Annotated in this window: 4 protein-coding genes; 2 read left to right on the top strand and 2 right to left on the bottom strand. The window is 43.7% G+C overall.

Going from position 1 to position 4354, the window contains the following annotated elements:
* Nucleotides 1-730 precede the first annotated feature (730 nt).
* Together DVG78_RS29755 and DVG78_RS29750 are read left to right on the top strand one after the other, a co-directional pair.
* The gene (locus tag DVG78_RS29755; protein ID WP_114464639.1) at nucleotides 731-1624 is read left to right on the top strand and encodes a hydroxypyruvate isomerase family protein; all 894 of its coding nucleotides are present in this window, start codon (nucleotides 731-733) and stop codon (nucleotides 1622-1624) included.
* A 149-nt stretch (nucleotides 1625-1773) separates the two neighbouring features.
* Nucleotides 1774-2208: a hypothetical protein gene (locus DVG78_RS29750; RefSeq protein WP_114464638.1), complete on the top strand. Its 435-nt coding sequence runs from the start codon at nucleotides 1774-1776 to the stop codon at nucleotides 2206-2208.
* Between the two features lie 23 nt (nucleotides 2209-2231).
* On the opposite strand, the gene DVG78_RS29745 is transcribed toward DVG78_RS29750, so the two are convergent.
* Nucleotides 2232-2864 carry a zinc ribbon domain-containing protein gene (locus tag DVG78_RS29745; protein ID WP_114464637.1) on the bottom strand — a complete coding sequence of 211 codons (633 nt, stop codon included), beginning with the start codon at nucleotides 2862-2864 and terminating at the stop codon, nucleotides 2232-2234.
* Nucleotides 2857-3906: a hypothetical protein gene (locus DVG78_RS29740; RefSeq protein ID WP_114464636.1), complete on the bottom strand. Its 1050-nt coding sequence runs from the start codon at nucleotides 3904-3906 to the stop codon at nucleotides 2857-2859. Before DVG78_RS29740 ends, DVG78_RS29745 begins: the two co-directional genes overlap by 8 nt.
* Nucleotides 3907-4354: the final 448 nt, after the last annotated feature.

Here is a 4354-nt window from a genome sequence, read left to right as displayed (position 1 = left end):
CCTGTGGCTTAATAGAAGCCTTCTTGTTTGATTTGGACATGATAAAGAAAAATTAAGTGAAACAATTTAAGAAATTGTCTCTTCTCTTCTAAGCTTTAGCTGTCCACTTTTAGATGACTATTTACAACTCCATACCGGAATGGGCTATGAGAAAGTTGGCATTAAAATCCAAGCCTGTAAATTACGGTTTGCTGTAATTTTGTCTCTCGGTAAACCGTGATTTTTAGACAATTACAGCAACAAGTTGATTAAAAGTAGCATTTTCATATTTTTCTTGTTCAAATGGTGATTAATGAGTTGGATAAATCAAGTGATGTTTACCCATCTCCCCACTTCCAACACAGCAAAGGTCGAATGAAAACTTGCGGAAAAAAATAGCGAATTTTTGCTATTTTAGCATCTCTCCAAAGTAAGGCTTTTGTCGTTTAAGTATTGAAAGCTAGTGATTTAAATGCGATTGTGCAAGGATAAATCCCAATAGTTATCAAACGGTAATTGCAGGCTTTGTCCTCATGCGTAAGTGAGGCTATTAGGCATTGTTTTTGAAAAAATCATGACGTATCATATGAATTGCTGGGTCAAATAATTGTCAACAAAACCTCCCTCCCGAACATTGAGAAAGGCACCTATTTAACCAAAACAGGCAATCATTGGGAGGGACAAATGAAGATTAACATTCAAGTTTGCGTTAGAAAATATTCGTGATGGTCTTTTCAAAATAAAATCTCCAATGAAATCAAATCTCTCCCGCCGCGATGTCATCAAAACGCTTGGTGCGTCGGCGGCCACTCTTTCTACCGCTTTAACGAATGAAGCCATGGCCGCCGAACCGCTGAAATTAAAAGGCAATATCAAACATTCCGTCAGCCGTTGGTGCTACGCCTCTATTCCCTTTGAGGAGCTTTGCCAAGCCTCCAAAGACATGGGCATTGAGTCGATCGAACTCACCGGCCCCAAAGAATGGGCTATTATGAAGAATTACGGTCTGACTTCAGCCATGGGCTGGGCTGATCCATGGCCCGAAAAAACGGGATTGGGAAGCTTTTTAAACGACCCTAAAAACCATGATGCTATCTATAAATGCTACGAAGAATTGCTGCCGCAAGCGCAGGAGTACGGCATTACCAATGTCATTTGTTTTTCGGGAAACCGTCGAGGCTTAGGCGATTATCAGGGTTTGCTAAATTGTCAAAAAGGAGTAAAGCGATTGATTCCTTTGGCCGAAAAATACGGTGTGACATTGACGATGGAATTGTTAAGCTCACGCGCCAGTCACCCTGATTATCAGTGCGATAATATTGAATGGGGCGCGGTGCTTTGCGAAATGGTCGGTTCCGAAAAATTCAAAATGCTGTACGATATTTACCACATGCAAAGCATGAGCGGTGACCACATCCGCAACATCCAGCGCTACGGAAAATACATCAGCCACTACCACACGGGCGGACATCCGGGACGCAATGAAATTGACGAAACCCAGGAGATTTATTACCCAGCCATCGTGAAAGCCATTGTGGCAACGGGCTATAAGGGCTACATCGGACAAGAATTTGTGCCTAAAGCCAAAGACAAAGCAGGGATGTTGGAATCCCTCAAAAAATGCGTCCTTATCTGTGACGTATAGTTTGAAAATCAAATAGATATAGGAAGGGCGCACAGGGAGTGATTCCTTGGGCGCTCTTTGTATGTAGGAGTGTAGGAAAGTTGTTTTTTCATTCCAACCATTGAGCATGAGTGAGCGTCTTTGTTCAAAACCATCATCCAACTGTTGCTATGAAAAAGTTCTCCATTTTTCTGCTTACCCTCGGTGTTTTTTGGGGGTGTAACAAAGACGAAATCAGCCAAGACCCCAATGTACTGGAAGGTACCTATCGTACCAATGCCTTTTTGGACCCACTCTGTATTGCTATTACCGACGATAATCAACTACCAAGCTTACAAATCACCAAGAAAAGTGACGGTACATTCAACTTGTTGAGAACCAATTATATTCCTCAACAATCAACCCAAAAACTGGAAGGGATTACCGCCCAAACCACCACAAAAGGGTTTGAGCTGTACTACGGTCAGACCAAAATAGGCAGCTATCAGGACGACCGCTGGTATGACGATAAAAAAGACAAAGAAGTAACGTCTAAAGTGTTGTCGGTGAGTTATTCAGAACCAACAAAAGGTCTGTATTTTTCGTATTTTGGCGTAAAGAAATAGAGAAGGTATCACAGGCTGAAAGTTCATTGCATTGTTGCAATCAATTTCAAAAGTTCTTCCCGATGGGATGCTTTTTTGATAAACATCGGCAGCCGGTTGACCATTGAACTGTTCTTGCGAATGGTATTTCGTGGGTCAATGCCGCGTTCGCGCAGTTTTGCGGCAACGTATTGCCGCACCATTTCCAGGTGCTCGTAATTGTAGGCCCAAAGCAACTCCCCGCGAAAGTCTTTTTGCAACCATAACGGCAGGCCGAATACCGGGTCAGTCATCCGACTATCGTGAAAATGCCCGTAGGTGATACTTGCTTCGTATTCGCAGTTGTCGCCGCAGTGCGTACAGTGCATGGCGAGTTTTTTCCAAATCCCATTCCACGGCGCCGAGCGGCTCAGCGGTCGGTAACATTCCCGGCATTTTACGGAAACGTGCGCGGTTGCGGCCCCGTACCAATGGCCGACGGTCTCTACGTGAAAACAATCAGAACAAATGAGTCGAAAGTCCACTTTTGAGGCGGGCTCTTTGGTCGGGTTGATTTGTGCTTTCTTCTGACATTTGGGACAATGTACCACAAAGTGCGTTGCCAGCTCTCCCAAAGCAACACCTCTGTCCGCAAAGCGCCCGGTGTCCGGGATTGTAGGGTTGTTTTTCTTATTCATTTTTTTTCAACCAACTGTCTAACACAGGAATACATCTGAATTTGGCTGCGTGCTGATAACTTTTCAGGCGCGTATCCAACGCTTTTCGCAGTTTTCGTACGGCAGGCACATAGTCCACACCTAAACCCTTAAATTTTTCCAATGTTTTTAATACAGCTTCCGTTTCCCAATAAAATTGACCTTCATGAAATGTATGGGTTCGCTCCATACTGTCCTTGAATTTTTCGACCATCATCAAAATCCCTGCTTGGGTGGGTTGGGCAAAAAGCGATTTGTCTTCTACATCATTATCGGCCAAAAAGCGAAAAACTTCCTCTGCCCACGGGGTTTGTAAACGGTCGACGAGATATTCCTGCCATTGCGGATTGGTTTTGATTTTGGCCAAAGCCGCTTCCCGTACTGCTTTGTCTTGGTATTTGGTAGTAAATCCCAGAATCAAGACCATTTCGGTGTTGGGGTTATTCCGTTCAATTTGAGCCAAAAACTCCTGTCTTCGAGTATCGTTATGGGCTTTTCTTGCAGTGCCCCGTTCAACTATGTTGATTGGGATGCGCACGAGCCATTCTCCAACCATCAACACACAACACAAAATGCTTATGAACACGATAGAGGTGAGCGCCCACTGCCAGACCGCATTGGGCACATATGCTTGTAAAGAAGCGTTCAGCATCATAAATTCGCTCCATAAAAGGAAAGGAATCAACCATAAAATCCTGTTTTTTCCAATAAATCTTACGACCCATGGCGCTGCGCCGGGGCCCATAGAGGAGTAAAAAGCCATCACCAACAGTGATGCTGCCCCAATGCCGATCAATGAATTGCGAAGGGAGGCCGTATTTGAAACCCATTCAAAATCCCCTTTGATCAAAATGATCACTGTAGTGACAATAAGACCAATGGCGAATCCCGCAAATAACAACAAGAGGGCGATGGCGTGGCCCATGCCCCTGTCGCCACCCGGGATAGGTTTGCCCGCCATAGAGGCAAGGCCAAAATACAGGATAAGGGTTAACAGAAGTGCAAGATTTCCAAAAAAGATCATATCAGTGATGCAAAAACCTGTAATGTGTTTACAAAGCTATTGGATTGCGTACCTACTTGCCAAAAAGAAAAACCCAAGTGCGGTTCTATGACCCTGAGGCGGTAGGTTTACCACTTAGAGCGGAACGACGGCCTGTATACGGACAATAGCGTCCTTCTTTTTACTCATTTTTCAATCAAAAAACGCTGAAAATACGGTATAACTTTTGGATATTTGTAGTACAAATCGCGTATCTGACGTATTCCACACACCGAAAGACGCGCGAGAAGCTGTATTCCAAAAATGGTAAAGTCAAGAATTAAAAGAGGCTACAGGATAGCCAAGTACTGTACCCGAAGATAATTGCTATGTAAAACAAAAAGGCTGAATTTTGAAGCGACCAAGCATCAAACCAGCCTTTAAGAATGAAAAAAATCATTAGGGACGAAGTTATTAAATTGCTTCAAAA

The sequence above is a fragment of the Runella aurantiaca genome (assembly GCF_003339505.1).
Taxonomy (GTDB): domain Bacteria; phylum Bacteroidota; class Bacteroidia; order Cytophagales; family Spirosomataceae; genus Runella; species Runella aurantiaca.
The sequence above is the reverse complement of the archived record's forward strand: the minus strand, read 5'-3'. Positions and strand labels throughout refer to the sequence as shown.